The 20,174-nt window shown below is 67.5% G+C and carries 22 protein-coding genes; 8 read left to right on the top strand and 14 right to left on the bottom strand.

Features of this window, described 5'->3' with window-relative positions:
- Positions 1-17: 17 nt before the first annotated feature.
- Together ING98_19580 and ING98_19585 are read right to left on the bottom strand one after the other, a co-directional pair.
- On the bottom strand, positions 18-953 hold the full coding sequence (locus ING98_19580) for a ketopantoate reductase family protein (GenBank protein ID MCA3104076.1): 936 nt from the start codon (positions 951-953) through the stop codon (positions 18-20).
- A gap of 122 nt (positions 954-1,075) precedes the next feature.
- Positions 1,076-1,738 carry a carboxymuconolactone decarboxylase family protein gene (locus ING98_19585; protein ID MCA3104077.1) on the bottom strand — a complete coding sequence of 221 codons (663 nt, stop codon included), beginning with the start codon at positions 1,736-1,738 and terminating at the stop codon, positions 1,076-1,078.
- Between the two features lie 79 nt (positions 1,739-1,817).
- Here ING98_19585 and ING98_19590 point away from each other — a divergent pair, with 79 nt between their 5' ends.
- Positions 1,818-2,369 carry a MarR family transcriptional regulator gene (locus ING98_19590; GenBank protein ID MCA3104078.1) on the top strand — a complete coding sequence of 184 codons (552 nt, stop codon included), beginning with the start codon at positions 1,818-1,820 and terminating at the stop codon, positions 2,367-2,369.
- 36 nt (positions 2,370-2,405) lie between these two features.
- Here ING98_19590 and ING98_19595 read toward each other — a convergent pair whose 3' ends face one another.
- From ING98_19595 to ING98_19615, 5 genes are all read right to left on the bottom strand, one after another.
- Positions 2,406-3,167, bottom strand: coding sequence for a hypothetical protein (locus ING98_19595; protein ID MCA3104079.1), 762 nt, complete (start codon positions 3,165-3,167; stop codon positions 2,406-2,408).
- Between the two features lie 115 nt (positions 3,168-3,282).
- Positions 3,283-4,182 (bottom strand): methyltransferase domain-containing protein, encoded by a 900-nt coding sequence (locus ING98_19600; protein MCA3104080.1) that lies wholly within the window; start codon positions 4,180-4,182, stop codon positions 3,283-3,285.
- A gap of 52 nt (positions 4,183-4,234) precedes the next feature.
- Complete coding sequence (locus ING98_19605; GenBank protein ID MCA3104081.1) at positions 4,235-6,391, bottom strand: xanthine dehydrogenase family protein molybdopterin-binding subunit; 2,157 nt, start codon at positions 6,389-6,391, stop codon at positions 4,235-4,237.
- 22 nt (positions 6,392-6,413) lie between these two features.
- Positions 6,414-6,887, bottom strand: a complete 474-nt coding sequence (locus tag ING98_19610) for a (2Fe-2S)-binding protein (GenBank protein ID MCA3104082.1) — start codon at positions 6,885-6,887, stop codon at positions 6,414-6,416.
- Between the two features lie 34 nt (positions 6,888-6,921).
- A complete protein-coding gene (locus ING98_19615; protein MCA3104083.1) occupies positions 6,922-7,926 on the bottom strand; it encodes an Ldh family oxidoreductase in 1,005 nt (334 codons plus the stop codon).
- A 213-nt stretch (positions 7,927-8,139) separates the two neighbouring features.
- Between ING98_19615 and typA the strand changes: the two genes are divergently transcribed.
- On the top strand, positions 8,140-9,972 hold the full coding sequence (gene typA / locus ING98_19620; GenBank protein MCA3104084.1) for a translational GTPase TypA: 1,833 nt from the start codon (positions 8,140-8,142) through the stop codon (positions 9,970-9,972).
- A gap of 183 nt (positions 9,973-10,155) precedes the next feature.
- A complete protein-coding gene (locus ING98_19625) occupies positions 10,156-10,647 on the top strand; it encodes a hypothetical protein (GenBank protein ID MCA3104085.1) in 492 nt (163 codons plus the stop codon).
- A 42-nt stretch (positions 10,648-10,689) separates the two neighbouring features.
- Here the strand turns inward: ING98_19625 and ING98_19630 are convergent, their stop codons facing one another.
- The 3 genes from ING98_19630 to lipB form a co-directional block, all read right to left on the bottom strand.
- A complete protein-coding gene (locus ING98_19630) occupies positions 10,690-11,238 on the bottom strand; it encodes an acyloxyacyl hydrolase (protein MCA3104086.1) in 549 nt (182 codons plus the stop codon).
- A gap of 406 nt (positions 11,239-11,644) precedes the next feature.
- Positions 11,645-12,646 carry a lipoyl synthase gene (gene lipA, locus ING98_19635; GenBank protein ID MCA3104087.1) on the bottom strand — a complete coding sequence of 334 codons (1,002 nt, stop codon included), beginning with the start codon at positions 12,644-12,646 and terminating at the stop codon, positions 11,645-11,647.
- The gene (gene lipB / locus ING98_19640) at positions 12,643-13,326 is read right to left on the bottom strand and encodes a lipoyl(octanoyl) transferase LipB (protein ID MCA3104088.1); all 684 of its coding nucleotides are present in this window, start codon (positions 13,324-13,326) and stop codon (positions 12,643-12,645) included. Before lipB ends, lipA begins: the two co-directional genes overlap by 4 nt.
- A 154-nt stretch (positions 13,327-13,480) precedes the next feature.
- Here lipB and ING98_19645 point away from each other — a divergent pair, with 154 nt between their 5' ends.
- Positions 13,481-13,828 carry a DUF1499 domain-containing protein gene (locus ING98_19645; GenBank protein ID MCA3104089.1) on the top strand — a complete coding sequence of 116 codons (348 nt, stop codon included), beginning with the start codon at positions 13,481-13,483 and terminating at the stop codon, positions 13,826-13,828.
- A gap of 60 nt (positions 13,829-13,888) precedes the next feature.
- Here ING98_19645 and ING98_19650 read toward each other — a convergent pair whose 3' ends face one another.
- From ING98_19650 to ING98_19665, 4 genes are all read right to left on the bottom strand, one after another.
- Positions 13,889-14,515, bottom strand: a complete 627-nt coding sequence (locus ING98_19650) for an SET domain-containing protein-lysine N-methyltransferase (protein ID MCA3104090.1) — start codon at positions 14,513-14,515, stop codon at positions 13,889-13,891.
- Between the two features lie 55 nt (positions 14,516-14,570).
- Positions 14,571-14,783: a DUF493 domain-containing protein gene (locus ING98_19655; GenBank protein ID MCA3104091.1), complete on the bottom strand. Its 213-nt coding sequence runs from the start codon at positions 14,781-14,783 to the stop codon at positions 14,571-14,573.
- Positions 14,784-14,928: 145 nt separating this feature from the next.
- Positions 14,929-15,774 carry a D-amino acid aminotransferase gene (locus ING98_19660; protein ID MCA3104092.1) on the bottom strand — a complete coding sequence of 282 codons (846 nt, stop codon included), beginning with the start codon at positions 15,772-15,774 and terminating at the stop codon, positions 14,929-14,931.
- A gap of 46 nt (positions 15,775-15,820) precedes the next feature.
- Positions 15,821-16,990 (bottom strand): D-alanyl-D-alanine carboxypeptidase, encoded by a 1,170-nt coding sequence (locus ING98_19665; GenBank protein MCA3104093.1) that lies wholly within the window; start codon positions 16,988-16,990, stop codon positions 15,821-15,823.
- 218 nt (positions 16,991-17,208) lie between these two features.
- On the opposite strand from ING98_19665, the gene ING98_19670 reads away from it, so the two are divergent.
- The 4 genes from ING98_19670 to slmA all read left to right on the top strand — a co-directional run bounded on the left by ING98_19670 (position 17,209) and on the right by slmA (position 20,172).
- Positions 17,209-17,643 carry an Hsp20/alpha crystallin family protein gene (locus ING98_19670; protein ID MCA3104094.1) on the top strand — a complete coding sequence of 145 codons (435 nt, stop codon included), beginning with the start codon at positions 17,209-17,211 and terminating at the stop codon, positions 17,641-17,643.
- A 194-nt stretch (positions 17,644-17,837) separates the two neighbouring features.
- Entirely contained in the window at positions 17,838-18,728 is an 891-nt protein-coding gene (gene argB, locus ING98_19675; GenBank protein ID MCA3104095.1) for an acetylglutamate kinase, read from the top strand.
- Positions 18,729-18,741: 13 nt separating this feature from the next.
- Positions 18,742-19,404, top strand: a complete 663-nt coding sequence (locus tag ING98_19680) for a pyrimidine 5'-nucleotidase (GenBank protein ID MCA3104096.1) — start codon at positions 18,742-18,744, stop codon at positions 19,402-19,404.
- A 189-nt stretch (positions 19,405-19,593) separates the two neighbouring features.
- Positions 19,594-20,172 carry a nucleoid occlusion factor SlmA gene (gene slmA / locus ING98_19685; protein MCA3104097.1) on the top strand — a complete coding sequence of 193 codons (579 nt, stop codon included), beginning with the start codon at positions 19,594-19,596 and terminating at the stop codon, positions 20,170-20,172.
- Positions 20,173-20,174: the final 2 nt, after the last annotated feature.

The raw sequence follows: 20,174 nt of genomic DNA on the forward strand, positions 1-20,174 counted from the left end.
CCTGCGTGCGGCACGCCTCACGGCAGGCGGCCTGCCGCGCGCCGCGCCTGATACGTCATGCAGTGCGTATAGGCGACGGTGTGCAGCGTGTCGTCCAGTCCGAATGCCCGGCAGCGCTCGAGCATGAAGCCGAGGATGTGCTCGGCCTCGATCGGCCCGCCCCGCTCGATGTCGCGCGCCATCGATGCGCTGTAGGCTGCATCGCGGTTGCCGAACAGCGCCCGGAACTCGTCGATGAAGCCCTGCTTCGGCGCGCAGCCGGCCCGCGTCGCGATCTCTATGTTCAGGTCGAAGAACGCATTGAGCAGTCGCGTGCCATCGGGCGTGCGGGCGATCTCGCCGACGCTGCCGCGCATCAGGCAGGTCATGCCGGCCACGGTGGACAGGTGGACCAGCTTGATCCAGAGATCGTGTCGGATGGCCGAAGAGACCGTGGCGATGACCGAGGTGCGGTCGAACAGCGCCTTCAGTTGCGCGACACGTTCGGACGCGTGCCCGTCCAGTTCGCCGAACGTGATGTAGCGCCAGTCGTTCAGGTGCTTCACCACGCCCTCCGGGCTCAGCGTGGCCTGGATCTTCGCCAGCCCGCCGATCACCCGCTGCGCGCCGAACACGGCCACCAGTCGGTCGACATGCGCATAGCCGTTGAGCAGCGGCAGTATCGCGGTGCCCGGCCCGATCGCCGGGCGTACCGCCTCGATGGCCGCATCGAGGTCGTAAGCCTTGCTGGTGAGCAGCACGAGGTCGAAGGCCTTCGTAGGGTCGGCTGCGGTGATCGCATCGACCTTCAGCCGCGCATCGCCGCAGACAGGGCTTTCGATCACCAGGCCGTCGCGCGCGAGTTGCGCCAGCCGGCGGTCTCGAACGAGGAAGGTGACATCTGCGCCGGCCTCGACCAGCCGTCCGCCGTAATAGCCGCCGATCGCACCGGCACCCAACACCAGGATCTTCACGCTTGCTCGCTCCGTCGTCTCGTCCGCGGGGCGTTCGCGGCACGGCCACCGACGGCCACGCGCCCCCACGCTCCGATCTTACGGCGTCCCGCCGCCGAAGTCAGGCATGCGTACGGACGGGTTCACACCAGCTTTCCGGCTCCGGCCTGCCCGGCCTTGCGTGCCGCCCAGTACTCGGGCGAAGCCTTCGATTGCGCGAGGGCATCGGCGGTCTCGAAGCCGGGCGCCATCGAACCGTCGGTGCCGGCGAGATACTGATGGTGCTCGATGTTGAGCAGGCGCAGCCAGCTCTGCTGGCCGTAGGTCAGTCCGATCGCACAGCCGAGTTCGACCAGTTCCGCTTCGTTGAAGCTCGCATGCATGCGCTTCCAGAACGCGTCGTCGGTGTCGAGCCGCCAGACGATCGCCTCGGCATAGGCAAGGGCCGCCTTCTGCCGCTCGTCGTACTTCGTCGACTTCTCGAAGTTGATCAGGTCGTCGTACTTCGCCTCGGTCAGTCCTTCGGATGCACCCTTGATCGAGCGCTGGTTGCCGCAGAATTCGCAGATCACCGAACGCGATACGTACACCCGGCAGAGTTCCTTGATCGCATGCTCGACGACGCCGTTGCGGAAAATCTTCTCCCACGAGTCGGCGAAGAACCAGAAGCATTCCGGCACGTGGGCACGCACCGCGGAGCTCTCGGGACGCGGCGTGCCGTCGCGCGCGCACCGCTCGAGCTCGGCGCGCATGCGCGGGTCGTGGATCTGTTCGAACGGTACATAGCTGATGCGCTGCGTCTTCATCGTAGGGCTTCCCGGGCAGTGTCCGCCGCCGCGTACAATCGCGCGGTCGAAGGCCGGACGCTATTCCCGAGTTATCTCAATGTCAAGACATCAGGCGGATGATGCGGTGGGGCAGTTCGTCGCGCAGTGGCGCGCGAGCCGCCTCGACCTCGACCCGGCACCGACCGAGGTGATCGGGCGCATCACGCGCCTGGCGCGGATCTTCCAGCGGCGCGCCGATGGCTGGCTCGCCGAGTTCGACCTGACCTGGGAGACCTTCGCCGTGCTCGGTGCGCTGCTGCGGCAGGGCCCGCCCTATCGGCTGACGCCGACGGCCCTCTACCGCCAGGCACTGCTCACGTCGGGCGCGATCACCAACCGCATCGCGCGCGCCGAGGCGATGGGCTGGGTGATGCGCGAGCCCGATCCGCTCGATGCGCGGTCGAGCGCGGTGCGACTGACCCCGAGGGGACTGAAGCTGGCCAACCGGGTGATCGAACGCCACTTCGCCGAACAGGCACGGCTGCTCGACGTACTCGGCGAAGCCGACCGCAACACGCTGGCGCGGCTGCTGTCGCTGCTCGCCGCCGAGCATGAGCAGGACCGCGATCCCGGGGCTGCCCCCGCCGGCACCCGGCGCGCTCGCGGCTGAGCCCCGGGTAGCCGCCTGGGCTGGCGCTGCCTGCGCTCAGCCTGCGTCGAGCACGAGCTCGCGGCGCACGCCGCGTACGTCCATCTCGTACTCGAGATCGAGCACCGGCGGACGCACCCAGTGCCAGGTCAGGCCGGCGCGCATCGCACCGCGGCCCGCGAGCTCAGCCGCGAGGAACGGATGCGGATCGTGGATCGTGTAGAGCTGCGCGGCGGTGATGTCGGGCCAGGCGAAGCCGAGCGAAGCCATCCGCCGCTCCATCTCGCCCAGGACCCAGCGCGCCTTCTCGACGATGGCATCGGGCGACGTCTCGCCGCGGCGGACGATATGGCTCTCGTAGTGGCCCTTGCCTTCCGGGGCCTCGGCGCTACCCGCGACGACGAAGGTGGGCGGCGCATCGGCCGACGGCACGGTGTACGAGAACGCGAACAGGCTGGGTACCGGCGGCTTGTCGAGTTCGGGGCAGACATTGCTTCGAGCGACCGGATTCACACCGTCGCGGATCAGCCCCCAGCGTTCGAGGGTGCCGACATACGCGCGGTTGAACGAGACGAAGCCCTCCTCGGTGAACGGGGCGGGAGAGCGCAGCTCGCACTGGCAGAACGCCAGCGGCGTGCGGCCGACCGAGGCGAGGTGGCGCTCGATCGCTGCGAAGCCCTCGACCAGCGCTACCGGGCGCAGGAAACGGGCGCGCACGATCTCGAAGCCGGGCTCGGCGGCGACGCCGGCCGAATACTGGAACGGGCCGGGGACGAATCGATAGCCCCCGGGCGCGAACTGCGGTAGCGACGCTGGCACCGGCACTCTCCTTCACGGACGAAAGCCGGATGGTAGCCGGTGCCGGCATGCCGGCACCATCGTTCACGCCACGCGCGCGGCCGAGCAGACCCCGCCCCGGAAGCAGCGTCGGGCGTCAGCCTTCGCGGCGGCGGATCGTGAACAGCAGGTAGCGCTTCTCGCGCCGGAACACGTCCGGGTCGAGCGTGTCGAGCCGCACGCCGTCGAGCTTCGCCTTCAGCGTGTCGCGAAACAGGTAGCCGAGCAGCCGCTGCTTCAGGAACAGCTTGTCGGCGCCGAAGCGTGCCATCGGCAGCGCGAAGCGGGTGGCCAGCAGCCTGCCGTAGGCGAGGCTCGGCACGCAGTTCTCGGTGACATCCACCCGCTCTGTGATCTCGAGGCCATGGCGCTCGAGCGCGGCTTCGAAGTCGGAAAGCACATGGCCCGAGCGGTTCTTCGTGCCCGGCTGCAGACGGTAGTAGTCGATGATGATCCAGCGCCCGCCGGGTGCCAGCAGCGCCTTCACCTTGGCCAGGCCCTGGTCGAGGTCGATGTACTGGAAAGACTCGGCGTTGATCACCGCGTCGAACTTCGGCCCGATCGCCGCGGCGTCGACCTGCTCGAACGGGCTTTCGATCAGCGGAATGTGCGGCCAGCCGGCCCGGATGTGCTGCGCATGCGCACGGTTCGGCGTGACGCCAGTGGGCTTCGCGCCGGCGCGGTCGAGCCGGTTCAGCAGGCCTCCCATGCCGCAGCCGACATCGAGCACGCGCTCGCCCGGCTCCACCCGGTCGACCAGCAGCGATGCATAGTCGTCCATCGCGCGGCTGACGTCGGCGAGGCTGATCTCGTCGGCCGAGGCCGGGATCTCGCGGAAGTATCCGTAGTGCAGGAAGTTGTTGCCGAAGATCGCGCCGTACAGCTGAAGCTCGAGGTCTTCGGCCGGATCCCAGACCGACCGGTCGGCCCGGTGCTCGCGCATGTAGCGCAGCAGGGCCGGCAGGTTCAGCAGCCGGCCGAGGATGCGCCCGATCATCGCGCGCCCCTGCGCAGGGGCGCGCGCCCGGGCACCGGCAGCCGCGCCGGCATCAGACCAGCGCTTTCGCGATCTGGTCCTTCGTCAGCGGCAGGTCGCGCACGCGCACGCCGATCGCATGCGCCAGCGCATTGGCGATCGCCGCCCCGGTCGGACCCTGCGCCGCCTCGCCGGCGCCGAGCGACTTCTGGTCCGGCCGGTCGATCAGCACCACGTCGACCTCCGGCACCTCGTCGAAACGCAGGATCGGATAGTCGTCCCAGGTCATGCAGCGTACGCCGGACGGGTCGAACGGCACCGCCTCCTTCAACGTCCACGACACCGCCTGGATCACGCCGCCTTCGGTCTGGTTGATGATGCCGTCCGGATTGATCGCAAGCCCCGCCTCGACCGCCGCCACGCAACGGGTGACGCGCAGATCTTCCTCGAGCGACACCTCGGCCACCACCGCGCAGTAGGACTGCTTGTTCTTGTACTGGGCGAACGCGATACCCATGCCGGTCGTGCCATCGGAGGCCTTGCGCGACTTCCAGCCGGCACGGTCGGCCGCCGCCTCGATCACCGCGCGGGCGCGCGGGTCTTTCATGTGGCGCAGCCGGTACTCGACCGGGTCGACGCCGGCCGCCTCGGCCAGTTCGTCCATGAAGGTCTCGATCGCGAACACGTTGGCGAACGCGCCGAGCGAGCGCAGCGCCGACACGCGCACCGGCATCTCGGTGATGAAGTGGTGGATCACCTTCGAGTTCGGCAGGTCGTACAGCGGCACCGCATTGCGGTCGCTGCCGCCACCACCGGCCAGCGGGATCATCCGCGGCGGCGGCTTGGGCAGCGGATCGGCCAGGTGCCAGCCCGCCATCAGCCAGGTGCCCTCGGGCTGGCGGCCCGGCCGCGTGCTCTGCGTGTTGCTCCAGAGTTCATGGGTCCAGTCGACGATGTTGCCGCCGGCGTCGAGCGAGGCCGTGACCTCGACGCTCATCGCCGGGCCGAAGGGCTCCCACTGGAACTCGTCCTCGCGCGACCACTGCAGCTTGACCGGACGCCCCGGTACCGCGCGTGCGACCAGCGCCGCGTCGAGCGCCGCGTCGTCGGCACCGTTGTGGCCGTAGCAGCCCGCGCCTTCGGCATGGTGGACGGTGATGTCCGCCTCGGGCATGCGCAGCGACTTGGAGAGGTCGACGCGCAGCGGAAAGATGCCCTGGCTGTGCGACCAGATCTCCGGCTTGCCGTCGTTCCAGACTGCCACCGCGCAGGACGGGCCGATCGAGGCATGTGCGATGTACGGCTTGGTGAATGCCGCCTTCATCGTCTTCGCCGCCTTTGCCTTCGCAGCATCGTCGGTCTTCTCGTGCACCACGTGCACGGTCTTGGGCAGCGTCTTCAGATGGTCGTACACCGCACCTTGCGCCGGCAGGTTTGTGCGGTCGTCCCACTTCGCGCGGTTGCGCAGGGCGCGCGCGGCGCGGATCGCCTGCTCTTCCTTCGTGCAGATCACCGCCAGGAAACTGCCATCGCGCACCACCTCGACCAACCCGGGCATCGCACGCAGCCCCGCCTCGTCGTCGATCGACAGCAGGCGTGCATCGTAGCTCGGCGGGCGCACGACGCGACCATGCAGCATGCCGGGCAGAACCATGTCGTGCACGTAGCTCGGTTTGCCGGTGACCTTCGCCGGAATGTCCAGCCGCGGCACGTCGGTGCCGATCAGCTTGAAGTCTTCCACGGCCTTGGGCCGGAACTGGGCGGTGGCCTCGCGATGGAACAGCCCGGGTTCGAGCAGGTCCCAGTAGGTGACGCTGCCGCCCCCGGCGGCGGTGATCACCCCGTCGTCGACGGTCAGCCGCTCGGCGCTCACGCCCAGCTGCTGCGCGGCCTTCTGCAGCAGCGTGCCGCGGATCTCGGCGCAGACGAAGCGGATCGCGATGCCGCTGTGCTCGATCGACAGGCTGCTGGAGGTCATCTCCTCGTTCGGCGACGCATCGGTGCCGGCAGGCTTCATGACGATGCGCGACAGCGAGACGTCGAGCTCGTCGGCGGCGATCTGCGCGAGCGCGGTGGAGATGCCCTGGCCGATGTCGACCTTGCCGGGCGACACGGTCACCGCATGCGAGGCCGGGCCGGCGGCACCAGGCACCAGGCGCACCCACTTGTCCAGGATCGGGTTGACGGAGAGGCTGCCGGGCAGCGGGGAGGAATCGTTGGTACGCGACATCGTTCGTGACCTCTCGGGGTGTTCAGGCAGCCATCGCCGCGGCGGCGCGCTCGATCGCGCGGATGATCCGCGCATGGGTACCGCAACGGCACAGGTTGTCGCGCAGCGCGGCGGTGATTTCGGCGCGCGTGGGCTTCGGATTGACGTCGAGCAGCGCCTTGGCACTCATCACGATGCCGGTCACGCAGTAGCCGCACTGTGCCGCCTGCTCGTCGATGAACGCCTGCTGCAGCGGATGCGGCGCCTCGGCGGTGCCCAGGCCCTCGATCGTGGTGATCGACTTGCCGGCGAAGTCGGACACCGGCACGTTGCACGACTGCACGGCCTTGCCGTCGACCAGCACGGTGCAGGCGCCGCACTGGCCCTGACCGCAGCCGTAGCGGGCGCCCTTCAGCGACAGGTCGTTGCGCAGGATGTAGAGCAGTGGCGTTTCGGGGTCGCACTGTACGGCGTGCGCACTTCCGTTGACGACGAGCGTCAGCGTCTGGTCGGTCATGTCGGTTCCATCCGTGTGTTGGGCATCGCCGCGCTCAGGCGCGGCTGGCCAGTTGCTGCAATTGTCGGTAAAGCGTATCCGGGATGTCGACCCCTTCGGCACCTGCCCGGGCGCGCGCAGCGTAGCGGCGGTCGCCCGGCAGACGTACACCGGGGTCGGCCAGCATGGCAGCGATCAGTGCCTCGACGCGCTCGAAATACACCGCGCTGCCGGCCGTGGAGCCGGGATCGATCGCAATCAGCGTATGGCCGATGCGGGGCTTGTTGCCGGGCTCGAAATACGAGTCGTTCTCGAAGGCCAGCGCCGCCCCGGTCAGCCCGCAACACAGGAGCTCGACCATCATCGCGAGCATCGCACCTTTGGCGCCGCCGATCGCGAACAGACTGCCAGTGAGGGCGGCCTTCGCATCGGTGGTCGGGTTGCCGTCCTTGTCGACCGCCCAGCCCTCGGGGATCGGACGCCCTTCCTTCGCGGCGATCATGATCTTGCCGCGGGTCACTTCAGTCAGCGAAAGATCGATCAGCACCGGCGGTTTCGCCGCGCGCGGAAACGCCGCCGCGATCGGATTGGTGCCGAACACCGGCCGGCGCCCGCCCCAGGCGTTGATCGCACCGGGGGAATTGGTCAGCGCCAGGCCGATCATGCCAGCCGCGGCGATCGGTTCGAGATGATAGACAGCGGCCCCGTAGTGGTGGCTGTTGGTCAACGCGACCAGAGAGATGCCGTGGCTGCGCGCGCGGGCGATCGCTTCACCGACGGCCATTTCGCAGGCTTCATAGGCGAGCCCGCCGCACACGTCGATCAGGCAACTGCCGCCGCGCTCATGGACGACCGCCGGTCGGGCGTTGCCGTCAACCCGCGCGGTCGCCAGGTGGTCGACGTACAGCGGGATGCGCGACACGCCATGCGTCGCGAGGTCATCGCGGTCTGCCGCGACCAGCGCGCGCGCGGTGGCTGCCGCCTGTGCCGGTGCCGCACCGGCCTTCACCAGCGTGGCGGCAGCCAGGTCGGTCAGTTGATCGAGGGCAATGCGGGGCATCGACGTTCCATCTCTCTGCGCTCAAACCGCCGAGTGTAATGGCTGGAACAGGGAAATGCAGGGCGCCCGTGCTAGACTTGTCGGCTTTTGTCGGCGCTAAAAGCGCCATCGTCGGCGTCGTGTCGGCACCCCGCCGGCACCCCGCCGCATGACCCATCCGATGCCGCCACGAGCGGTGCGGATTTCCCAGCCACAGAACGGACGCCACCCCCAATGTCCCGCGCGCTCAGAAACATCGCGATCATCGCCCACGTCGACCACGGCAAGACTACGCTGGTCGACAAAATGCTTCGCCAGTCTGGCACGTTTGCCGCCCACGAGAAAGTGACCGAACGGGTCATGGACTCGAACGACCTCGAGAAGGAACGCGGCATCACCATCCTGGCGAAGAACTGCGCGCTCGACTTCGACGGCGTCCACATCAATATCGTCGACACCCCCGGCCACGCCGACTTCGGCGGCGAGGTCGAGCGCGTGCTCGGCATGGTCGATGGCGTGCTCCTGCTGGTCGATGCAGTCGAAGGCCCGATGCCGCAGACCCGCTTCGTGACGAAGAAGGCACTGGCCCTCGGCCTGAAGCCGATCGTCGTGGTGAACAAGGTCGACCGCGACGGTGCCCGTCCCGACTGGGTGGTCGACCATACGTTCGACCTGTTCGACAAGCTCGGCGCGACCGAGGAACAGCTCGACTTCCCGGTGGTGTACGCCTCGGCGTTGCAGGGCTGGGCCACGCTCGACTGGAAGAAACCGGGCAGCGACCTGAGGCCGCTGCTGCAGACAGTCCTCGAGCGCGTCCCCGCACCGCCGATTGAAGACACCGAAGGGCCGCTGCAGCTGCAGATCAGCGCGCTCGACTACTCGAGCTATGTCGGCCGCATCGGCGTCGGCCGCATCAGGCGCGGCAAGCTGCGTCCGGCGATGGATGTCGCGGTGCTGTTCGGCGACACCGCGCAGCGCAAGGCGCGCATCAACCAGGTGCTCGGCTTCCAGGGCCTCGAGCGGGTGCAGATGGCCGAAGCCATGGCCGGCGACATCGTGCTCGTCTCGGGCATCGAAGAACTGTCGATCGGCACCACGCTGACCGACATCGACCATCCCGAGGCGCTCGCCCCGCTGAAGGTAGACGAGCCGACGCTGACCATGAACTTCATGGTCAATACGTCGCCATTGGCCGGCACCGAAGGCAAGTTCGTCACCAGCCGCCAGATCCGCGAGCGGCTGACGAAGGAGCTGCTGACCAACATGGCGCTGCGCGTCGAAGAGACCGGCGACACCGACGTGTTCGCGGTGTCCGGGCGTGGCGAACTGCATCTGACCATCCTGATCGAGAACATGCGCCGCGAAGGCTATGAGCTCGCGGTCGGGCGCCCGCGCGTGATCACCCGTGTCGTCGACGGCGTCACCTGCGAGCCGTACGAATTGCTGACCGTCGACGTGGAAGACGCGCACCAGGGCGGCGTGATGGAGGCCCTCGGCCAGCGCCGTGCAGACCTGCAGGACATGGTGCCGGACGGCCGTGGCCGCGTGCGCCTCGAGTACCGCGTACCGGCCCGTGGCCTGATCGGCTTTCAGGGCGAGTTCATGAACCTGACCCGCGGCACCGGGCTGATGAGCCATGTGTTCGACGACTATGCGCCCACCAAGGGCGAGATGGCCGGCCGGCGCAACGGCGTGCTGATCTCGCAGGACACCGGCGACGCGGTCGCCTTCGCGCTCTGGAACCTGCAGGACCGCGGCCGCATGTTCGTGAGCCCGGGCGAGAAGCTGTACGAAGGCATGGTCATCGGCATCCATTCGCGCGACAACGATCTGGTCGTCAATCCGCTCAAGGGCAAGAAGCTGACCAACGTGCGCGCCTCGGGCACCGACGAGGCGATCGTGCTGGTACCGCCGATCAAGCTCACGCTCGAGTACGCAGTCGAGTTCATCGAGGACGACGAGCTGGTCGAGGTCACGCCGAAGTCGATCCGGGTGCGCAAGCGCCACCTGCTCGAGCACGAGCGCAAGCGCGCGAAGTCGAAGTCAGGGGCGGAAGTCGCCGCCTGATCCCGTACGCCCGCGGGCGTACGGGACGGGGATGCAACCAGGGCACCCTGTCCACGCATCCTGGGCAAGAGTCTGCTGCCAGACGCCTCCAGCGTCCCCTGTCGGACGCTGGGGAACCATCCTGCAGCCGCTCCTGTCTATGCGTGCAGAGGCATTTGCTTCGATACGTGGAGGAGTCACGCGATGAGCCCTGCCGGTACGCCCTTGTCAGTCACGCCGCCGACTTCCGGTGAGCAGGTACCCCTCGATCCTCGACTCTTCGTGGGCACGGTCGCAGTACTCGTCTGGTTCGTCGCGCTGACCATGACCGACTTCGCGCACGACGCACTGGGCATCGCCAGCGCAGATCCTTCCACCCACCCGGCGGCCTACGTCACCTACGAGCTCGCATCGGGGTACGTTCTGGGCGTGGTCGCCGCAGTCGCCCTGGCGCTGCTTGGCGGGCTGCTTCGCACGCCAGACGCCGACAGCCAGGCACCCGTGCATCCGCTCCTGCGCCAACTGGCAGGCGCAGCCCTGTTCGTCGTGGCGCTCGCGTGCATCACCGGTGCGGCCGTGCACAACGCGGATGGCATCACGCTGCTCTACGACATCGCGTTCGCCACCGGATTGATCGCGGTGTTCGTCGGTGTCGTGCCCTTGCACCAGCACCTGCAGGATTCGCGACGCGCCTGAGCATCCCGCGCGTCGTCACCGGGCCTGCGCAATGCGGCCCGGTCAGAAGCGGTAGGTGAACTCGACCATGTGGAAATCCGCTCCGATGGTGTGCGACCCGTATGCGCCTGCGTCGGAGTAGTGCTGGAACCGGTAGCCGATGCCGGTTCGCCGGTAGAGCGGCGCGGAAACCCCGAACGTCAGGGCGCCCTGCAGGGCCCCTCCGAAGTCCTGGTTGGCGAAGCGGTGCTCGCTGATCAAGGCCAGCCCCGCACCCAGGTCGATCGTGAAGCGGCCGTCCTGGCTGCCGAACGCGAGCATGGGTATCGCGGACACGACAAGCGCCGTCCTGCCCGCCCCTTGGATGAGGCCCGCACTTGCGATGACACGGGTGCCGACACCCCAGCCCGAGGCGTGATAACGCTGCCAGGGCAGCCGGACCGTCGCCACCAGGTCATACGCGTTGAACGATTCTGGCGCCACCTGCCCGAGCACCCGCTTCTCGCCCACCCGGGCCCTTACACCGGCATTGAGCAGGTCGAAACCGGCTGCAGCGGTGGGGCACGGAAGCAGCGTGGATGCGACGATGATCGCGATACCGAGTCGATACATGCGGGAGGCAACCCCTGTCGTGCAAGGGAAACATTCGTCGCGTGCACGCAAGCGCGGGCGCTTCGAGGCCGTGCCTCAGGTTGTCCGGATTGCCATGCATCGAATCCGAACAGACAAGCGCTGCCCAGGAAAGTTCCGCGTCGACCGGCCGCCGGACCTGGCGGCCGAGGCGCCCTGCCCGAGCGCAGCGCGCAGCGCACCGACCTGGTCGACGCCGGAGATCGCGGCGAGGGCCTGGGCACGCGCAGGCGCGGGCAGGCAAAGCAGCGCAGCGGAGGCCAGCAGCAGGCCGGACAGGTCCCTTCGCATCGTCGGGCAACCACTTTCGAGTGGTTTCCGGGTGAACCGGTCAGCGTTTTCGATGTCGTGTACGCAGGTTCTGTTCGTGTTGCAGCCGTGTTCAGTGTCAGGCGCTGGCCGGGGCAGCCAAACCGATCTCCGACACGACGACGCCCGCGTCGTGGGCCTGCTGGTCGGCGTGGTAGCTCGAGCGCACCATCGGCCCGCAGGCTGCGTGGGCGAAGCCCATCTTCATCGCCTCGGCCTCGTACATCGCGAAGGTGTCCGGATGCACGAAGCGGGTCACCGGCAGGTGGTGCCCGGACGGCTGCAGGTACTGGCCGACCGTGAGCATGTCGACATCGTGTGCACGCATCTCGCGCATCACGTCGAGGATCTCCTCGTCGGTCTCCCCGAGTCCGACCATCAGGCCCGACTTGGTCGGCACCGTCGGGTGGCGTGCCTTGAATTCCTTCAGCAGCAGCAGCGAGTTGGCAAAGTCCGCGCCTGGCCGTGCAGCCTTGTACAGCCGGGGCACGGTTTCCATGTTGTGGTTCATCACGTCCGGCGGGCCAGCGTCGAGTATGGCCAGTGCACGGTCGCGGCGGCCGCGGAAATCGGGCACCAGCACCTCGATCGTCGTCGCAGGGGACAGCGCGCGCACCGACCGGATGCAATCGACGAAATGCTGTGCGCCACCGTCGCGCAGGTCGTCGCGGTCGACGCTGGTGATCACCACGTAGCGCAGCCGGAGCGCTGCGATGGTCTCGCCGAGGTGGCGCGGTTCGTCAGGATCGGGGGGTTGCGGGCGGCCATGGCCTACGTCGCAGAACGGACAGCGCCTGGTGCACAGGTCGCCCAGGATCATGAACGTGGCGGTGCCCTTGCCGAAGCACTCGCCGATGTTCGGACACGACGCTTCCTCGCACACCGTGTGCAGTTTCTGCTCGCGCAGGATCTTCTTGATCTCGTAGAAGCGCGAATCCGGGTGCGGAGCCTTCACCCGGATCCAGTCGGGCTTCTTGAGCGCGACACCGACCGGCACGATCGGGATCGGATTGCGCGAGGTCTTGGCCTGCGCTTTCTGCTTCTCGCCTGCGGCGGGCGAGGGAACCGGAGCTGTATTCATTCTGGAACGATCGGGAATCGGGCTTGCAGGCTGGCGATGAACAGGGTGGCCAGGCGGTCGGCCATTTCACCGGTGGATGCGTCGATCCCGAGCGCACGAGCCTGCGTGACCGCAAGGCCGGGATAGCCGCACGGGTCTATTGCGTCAAAAGGGGACAGATCCATGTCGACGTTGAATGCAAGCCCGTGATAGCTCGCGCCACGCCGGACCTTCAGACCGAGGGCGGAAATCTTCGCCGCGCCGACATAGACACCGGGTGCGTCCACCCTGCCGTGCGCTTCGATTCCCCACACGCCAAGGCAGTCTATCACGGCCTGTTCCAGCATCCGGACGAGCTGCCGCACGCCGAGCCGCCGGCGCTTCAGGTCGAGCAGCACATACATCACGGCCTGCCCGGGTCCGTGGTATGTGACCTGCCCGCCACGGTCGGCGTGGACGATCTCGATCGCGCCTTCCGCGGCGGCCGGATGCAGGTGCCCGGCCCGCCCGGCGAGGCCCAGCGTATAGACGGGCGGGTGCTCGGTGAGCCACAGCTCGTCGCGGGTCCCCGCGCCACGCTGGTCCGTGAAGGCCTGCATCGCACCCCAGGTCTCGCGGTAGGCGGTCGTTCCCAGGTGGCGCACGATGGGTTCGTCGACGCCCGGAAGGCGGTCGCAGGCGTCGGAATTCGACAGATTCATGGGCCGATTGTAGGCGTGCAGTGCCGGTTCGCTGTGCGGGCGAACCGGCTTGCGTCACAATTGCCCGATGTCATCCACCCACGTCCGTCTCCGCGCGCTGGTCGCCGCCACCCTCGCGGTCGTGCTGTGCACCGGGGCGGCCAGATCGGCGAGCATGCTGCCTTCCTGCCCTGACAGTCCCAACTGCGTATCGTCCCGGGCGGCACGACCGTCGCAACAGATCGCCCCGTTCGCATTCACCGGCCCGGCCGAAGCGGCGCAGGGCAGGCTGCTGCGGATCATCGAACAGGACCGCAACGCAACCGTGGTCGATGCGCGCCAGGGCTGGATCGCCGTCGAGTTCCGCTCGCGCGTGTTCGGCTTCATCGACGACCTGCGGTTCGAACTCGATCCGGCAGCTGGCGTGTTCCAGGTGCAATCCGCCTCGCGTCTGGGTTACTGGGACCTCGGCGTGAACCGGCGCAGGGTCGAGGCACTGCGGGCGAAGTTCAACGCCGGCTGACCGGCCGGCACTGGCCGGTCAGCACAGGTGAGTCGGAACAGGCAAGTCCGCGCAAGTGAGTCAGCGCTTCTTCCCGAGCAGCGTGCCGCGGCAGTTCTTCGATCCGCAGCGGCAGCCCCAGCGGCGCTTCTCGGCCGGGGTATGCGGCGTCTCGAGGGTGATGTTGTAGTCGTAATTCAGCTCTTCGCCGGCCTTGATGTTACGCAGCGACTCGATCCAGATCCGGCCATCGACGATGTCGGATTCGCAGTTCGGGTTGCAGGAGTGGTTGATCCAGCGGGCGCTGTTGGCGTCCTTGTTGCCGTCGAGCACGTACTTGTCGTCGAGCGTGAACAGGAAGGTGTGCGACGGCTTGCTGTCGTCGTCGGCATACCAGCGGTCCGCCTGCGCCCAGGTGATCTTGCGTGCCTTGTACTCGATCACGCGCTCCCCCTTCGGGATGTCCACCGTCGCGAAGACACCGCGGCCATGGATCGGCGATCGGCGGACGACGGTCCTGCGCGGCGGGGTGGCGACCCCGGGGGTCTTCCTGGGGGCGGCCTTCTTGGGAGCGATCTTCTTGGGAGCGACCTTCTTCGGAGCGACCTTCTTCGGAGCGACCTTCTTCGGAGCAGCCTTCTTCGGAGCAGCCTTCTTTGCAGCCGATTTCTTCGCAGGGGTCTGCGTGCGCTTCTTTGCGTTGGCCATGCGGGGTCCTCCAGGGAACGCGGAAAACGGGAATGACGAGCCGGGCAGTGTCGAGCTACAGGACCATCACCACCATCGGGTGATCGCAGAGATCCTTGTACAGCGCGTCGAGCTGCTCGCGCGACGTGGCGGTGACGGTAGCCGTCAGGCTGGTGTATTTCCCCTCGCGGCTGCTGCGCATCTCGACCGTCGCCGGGTCGAAGTCCGGGTCATGCCGCTGCACGACCGCGACCACCGCCGGCGCGAACCCGGGCGCCGCCGGACCCATCACCTTGACCGGGAAAGGTGACGGATAGACGATGAGCGAGTCGGTCGGCGCCCCGGGATGCGGCACGGCGCCCCGCTCGTCACCGGACCTGCCGTTCACCGCCACGGGGCGTGCACCCAGAAACCGGCCTGCCAGGCGCGCGCGGTCAGCAACCTGTCACCTCGCGCTTGAACACCTGGTAGTGCGCGTGCATCTGCTTCCAGACCGGGCCGGGCTTGCCAGTGCCCACGGGCTTGTCATCGAGTGTCGTGATCGCGAGTACTTCCTTCGTGGCCGAGGTGACCCAGATCTCGTCGGCGGCATGCAACTCGGCCTCGGTGATCGGGCGCAGCTGGTGCGGCATGCCATGCTTCTGCGCGAGCTCGATGGTGACGTCGAACGTGGTGCCGGGCAGCAGCAGGTTGCTCTTCGGGGGCGAGAAGATGGTGCCGTCCTTCACGATCAGCACGTTGCTGGACGAAGCCTCGGTAAGCATGCCGTCGCGGATCAGGATGGTCTCGACCGCGCCGACCTCGGCCGATTTCTGCCGGGCCAGGACGTTGCCCAGCAGCGCCGTTGACTTGATGTCGTTGTTGTACCAGCGGTCGTCGCTGGCGGTGATCGCGGCCGCGCCGTCGGTATGCCACTCGACCGGCGGCTTGCGCATCGGGTTGCTCATCATGAAGACAGTCGGCTTCGCATCCTTGGGGAACGCATGGTCGCGCGGCGCGACCCCACGCGTGACCTGGATGTACAGCCCCTGGTCGGGGTGCGGCGAGCGTTCGATCATCTCGTTGCACAACGCTTCCCAGCGCTCGATCGAGTGCGGGTTCTGAAGCCCGATCTTGTCCATGCTCCGCTGCATGCGCTGCAGGTGTTCCATCATCCTGAAGGGCTTCTTCGAATAGACCGGGATCACCTCGTAGACCCCGTCGCCGAAGATGAAGCCGCGGTCGAGCGGCGAGATCTTCGCCTCTTCGATCGGAAGGAACTCGCCATTCAGGTGAACGATCATCGCTTTGCCCTCGATATCGGTACGGTAGTCACCGAAGCAGCCGTCATTGCTTCAGCATGAGCCGCAGGCTGTCCCACGTACGCCGGAAGATGTTCGCCGCCCGTACTTCCTGCAGTGCGACTACTGGATATTCTGCCAGCGGACGGCCATCCAGCGCGAGCTTGAGCGTGCCGACGCGCTGCCCGGCAGCGATCGGCGCAACCAGCGGCTGCACGCTCTCGAGGTCAGCCTTCACGCGCGACCCGCTGCCGGCCGGCAGGGTGGCGACCAGGTCGGCCTCGAAGCCCGCGTCGACGGTGCGCGAGGATCCCTTCCAGACCGCGAGCGACGCGACCGGCTGGCGCGCCGCATACAGGCGGAAGTTGTCGAAGAACTGAAAGCCGTAGTTGATCAGCTTCTGGCTCTCGCTGATGCGCGCGCGCTCGGACGGCGCACCGAGCACCACCGCCACCAGCCGCCGCTCGCCGCGCTTCGCGGAGGTGACCAGGCAGAATCCCGCGGCCTCGGTGAAGCCGGTCTTCATGCCGTCGACGGAGGGATCGAGCCATAGCAGCCGGTTGCGGTTTGCCTGCTTGATCTTGTTGTAGGTGAAGTCGCGCTGCGAATACAGCCCATAGAACTCGGGGAAGTCTCGGATGATCGCCACCGCGAGCCGCGCGAGGTCGGAGGCGCTGCTGTAGTGCTTCGGATCGGGCAGCCCGGTCGAATTGCGCAGCGACGTGTTCTTCATGCCGAGCCGCTGTGCCTCGCGCGTCATCGCATCGGCGAATGCATCCTCGCCGCCAGCGACCGCCTCGGCCAGCGCGATGCTGGCGTCGTTGCCCGACTGGATGATCATGCCGCGCATCAGTTCGTCGACGGTGACCGGGATACGCTGCTCGATGAACATGCGCGAGCCCTCGGCCTTGCGCGCACGGTCGGACACCGGCACCACCAGCGACGGCGTCAGCCGCTTCTGGCGGATCGAGTTGAACGTGAGGTAGGCGGTCATCAGCTTGGTCAGCGACGCCGGCTCGAACCGGTCATCGGCCGCCTGCGAGGCCAGTACCTGCCCGGTCGCGAAGTCGACCAGCACGAAGGCCTTCGCGTTGATCGACGGCGGAACCGGCACCGGGAGCGCACCTGGCTGCGCGGATGCGAGCGACGCCACGGCACTGCAAAGCAGGAACGCAAGCACGCAGAGAACGCGCTCGGCCGGGCGGTTCGGAAACATCTCGATCACCATCTGGGGGCCTTCCGGAAAACGATCAAGTATAGCCGAGCGACCGGTGGCTTCCCTTCGATGCTCAACCGCCGGGACACTTGAAAAAGCAGGGCCTGTGCACATCTACCAGGGGCAGGCGTCGTGCCATCGGAAACCGCAGGCACCGCCCGACCACCGGGAACCGCCCCGGGGGCGACATCCAACCACTGTCTGATGGAGGCTCCACCATGGCCCAGCTGATCCGCAACGAATCGATCGACGATATCTTCAACAACCTGTTCCAGGGCTTCCTGGTGCGCCCGGTCGGCGCGACCGGCACTGCACCCACCGGCGCCGCGCGTCCGTTCAGCGTCGAGGTGACCGAGGACGACAAGGCCTACGCGGTGCACGCCGAGCTGCCTGGCGTCTCGCGCGACGACATCCATGTGACGATCGACGGCAACGATGTCGCGATCAGCGCGGAGGTGCGTAACCAGCGCGAGGCGAACAAGGACGGCCGCGTGCTGCGCAGCGAGCGCTACTACGGCAAGCTGCACCGCGCGTTCCAGCTGGCCGACGCTATCGACGAGGCCGCGGCCGAGGCGAAGTACGCCGACGGCGTGCTCGAGCTGCGCCTGCCGAAGAAGGCCGTCACCTCGGTCCGGCGGCTCGAGATCCGCTGAGCGGCGCATGCACCATGCGCCTGGCCGGGCCATGATGGTCGGCCAGGCGCGTTGCACGGCACGGTTCCGTACCCGATCCGTCCGCCGGCACCACGCAATGCCTGGCGGACCCAGCATGCAGATACCGCCCACCCGCCCTGGCCGCTAGAATCAGTGCTCCGTCCTTCACGCCGCGCAGCCCGCGGCTCGCACCGATGACCGATGCCGCCCCGTTGACTGCCACGCAGAAAGCCCAGGTCCTGTCCGAGGCGCTGCCCTACATCCGCCGCTTCCACGGACGCACCGTGGTCATCAAGTACGGCGGCAACGCGATGACCGACGAGAAGCTGAAGCAGTCGTTCGCGCATGACGTCGTCCTGTTGCGGCTGGTCGGCATCAACCCGGTGGTGGTGCACGGCGGCGGCCCGCAGATCGAGCAGCTGCTCGCGCGCGTCGGCAAGAAGGGCGAGTTCGTCCAGGGGATGCGCGTCACCGATGCCGAGACGATGGACATCGTCGAGATGGTGCTCGCCGGCCAGGTGAACAAGGAGATCGTCGAACTGATCAACAGCGCCGGCGGCAAGGCGGTCGGGCTGACCGGGCAGGACGGCGGACTGATCCGTGCCCGCAAGATGATGGTTGCGCGCCAGGAGAACCCGGACGAGAAGATCGACATCGGCCAGGTCGGCGAGATCGAGTCGGTCGACCCGGGCATCATCCAGACCCTCACCTCGAGCGGCTTCATCCCGGTCATCGCCCCGATCGGTTCCGGGTCCCAGGGCGAGACCTACAACATCAACGCCGACCTGGTGGCCGGCAAGGTCGCCGAGATCCTGAAGGCAGAGAAGCTGATGCTGCTCACCAATACGCCCGGCGTGCTCGACAAGGAAGGCAACCTGCTCACCGGTCTCACCGCGCGGCGCATCGACGAACTGTTCGCCGACGGCACGATCTCGGGCGGCATGCTGCCGAAGATCTCCTCGGCGCTGGATGCCGCGCGTGGCGGCGTGTCTTCGGTGCACATCATCGACGGCCGGGTCGACCACAGCGTGCTGCTCGAGATCATGACCGACCAGGGCGTCGGCACGATGATCCGCAGTCGATGAGGGACCGCCGCTGATGGCCCGGGCCCGCACCTGGGTCTTCGACCTCGACAACACGCTGCACTACTGCACGCCGCACATCTTCCCGCACATGAACCGGTCGATGACCGAGTACGTGATGCGACACCTCGGACTGGCGGAAGCCGAGGCGAGTGCACTGCGGCGCCGCTACTGGCTTCAGTACGGCGCGACGCTGCTCGGGCTGATGAAACACCACGAAACCGACCCGGACCACTTCCTGCACGAGACGCACCAGTTCCCCGAACTCGACCGGATGGTGATCCGCGAGATGGGACTGCGCGCGCTGCTGCACCGGCTGCCCGGACGAAAGGTGGTGTTCTCGAATTCGCCGGAGCGCTACTGCCGCGCGGTGCTCGGCGTGCTGGGCATCACCGATCTGTTCGACGGCGTATTCACGATCGAGCACACCGGGTACCGTCCGAAGCCGGACGTGCGCGGCTTCCGCGAACTGTTCCGGCGCCACCGGATCGACCCCCGGCGCAGCATCATGGTCGAGGATTCTCTCGAAAACCTGTCGACGGCGCGCTCGCTCGGCATGCGTACGGTGTACATCGTGCGCCGCAAACCGGGGCTGCTGCGCGTGCGGCGTCCCGCGCATGTCGACCTGATGGTCACCGACCTGCGGGAGATGCGGCGCTGCCTGCCACAGTTGCGATGAGCGACGGACGCCTCCGGGAATGTGCTGTGCGAGCCTGCATTTTTCCCTGACGCCTGCGGCCCAATCCGCCTAGAATCCGTTTTTGCAACGAAGCGGGTGCTCACAATCGGTGCCGCCGGGGTTCCCCGGCAACCGGGTCGTTGCCAGCGCCGGACGCCAGACCGGACACCATCCTGTGGAGGGTTCATCATGCCGCCCCGTACAGGCGAACGCAGGCTGCAGATCCTGCAGACGCTCGCCGAAATGCTCGAAGTCCCGAGCCCGGAAAAGATAACCACCGCCTCCCTCGCCGCCCGGCTCGACGTGTCGGAGGCGGCGCTCTACCGCCATTTCGCGAGCAAGGCGCAGATGTTCGAAGGACTGATCGAGTTCATCGAGCAGACCGTGTTCAGCCTGGTCAACAAGATCGCCAGCGATGAGCCGATCGGGCTGAAGCAGGTGGACGCCATGGTCGCGGTGCTGCTCGCGTTCTCGAAGAAGAATCCCGGCATGAGCCGGGTACTGATCGGCGAGGCGCTGGTGCACGAGAATACCCGGCTGCAGGCGCGGATCAACCAGATGCACGACCGGATCGAGGCCACGCTGAAGCAGGCACTGCGGCTGTCGCAGACCCAGGGCGAGTTGCCGGGCGATGCCGACGTGGCGGCCCAGGCCAATGCGATCATGGCCTTCGTGGTCGGCCGCTGGCACCAGTTCGCCAAGAGCGGCTTCACCCGCGACCCGTCGCAGTTCTGGGCCGAGCAGCGCAAGATCCTGCTGTCGACCTGAAG

It is taken from the genome of Rhodocyclaceae bacterium, assembly GCA_020248265.1.
Classification (GTDB): domain Bacteria; phylum Pseudomonadota; class Gammaproteobacteria; order Burkholderiales; family CAIKXV01; genus CAIKXV01.